The following is a 785-nucleotide window of genomic DNA, read 5'->3' as shown; positions in this document are numbered from 1 at the left end:
CAGCAGGTTGGAGACCAGCGTGAAGGAGACGATCTTCGTCTTCTCGGTGATCAGCTCGTCGATGTTCGACAGGTCGAGCCGGCCGTCGTCGGTGAGCGAGAACCACTTCAGCTTCGCGCCGGTGCGCTGCGCGAGCAGCTGCCACGGCACGATGTTGGAGTGGTGCTCCATCTCGGTGATCACGATCTCCGAGTCGGCGTCGACCTTGTACGGCTCGTCGGCCCAGCCCAGCATGTTGGCGACCAGGTTGAGCGAACCCGAGGCGTTCTTGGTGAAGATCACCTCGTTGCGGCTGGGCGCGTTGATGAACGACGCGACCTTGTCCCGGGCGCCCTCGTACAGCGCGGTGGCCTCCTCGGCCAGCACGTGCACGCCGCGGTGGACGTTGGCGTTGTGCTGCTCGTAGTAGGCGTTCAGCGCGTCCAGCACCTGGCGCGGCTTCTGCGAGGTCGCCGCGTTGTCCAGGTACACCAGGGGCTTGCCGTCGTGCAGCTGCCGCGACAGGACGGGGAAGTCCTTGCGGATGGCGTCGGTGTCGAGCAGCCCGGTCAGATGGGAATGGGTCACGCGGCACCACCACTCGTGTTGTTCGCTCCGCTCACGGAGCCCCCCTTCACGTAGCTCTCGTAGCCCTCTTCCTCCAGCTTGTCCGCGAGCTCGGCGCCGCCGGACTCGACGATCTTGCCGGCCGCGAAGACGTGGACGTGGTCGGGCTTGATGTAGCGCAGGATGCGGGTGTAGTGGGTGACCAGCAGGGTGCCGACCTCGCCGGTCGAGCGGACCCG

The 785-nt window shown here is 66.4% G+C and carries 1 protein-coding gene and 1 pseudogene; both read right to left on the bottom strand.

The features are described 5' to 3' along the window. Positions 1-567 (bottom strand): aminotransferase class V-fold PLP-dependent enzyme (locus C1Y41_RS19695; RefSeq protein WP_146065250.1); only part of this gene is annotated, 567 nt, incomplete at its 3' end. Then, positions 564-785, bottom strand: a pseudogene (locus tag C1Y41_RS19690) (hypothetical protein); the annotation flags it as partial. The gene C1Y41_RS19695 and the pseudogene C1Y41_RS19690, both read right to left, overlap by 4 nt.

Source organism: Pantoea sp. ICBG 1758, assembly GCF_002928325.1.
Lineage (GTDB): Bacteria > Pseudomonadota > Gammaproteobacteria > Enterobacterales > Enterobacteriaceae > Pantoea > Pantoea eucrina.
Note: the sequence above shows the minus strand (reverse complement) of the source record. Positions and strands in the feature narration are given on the sequence as shown.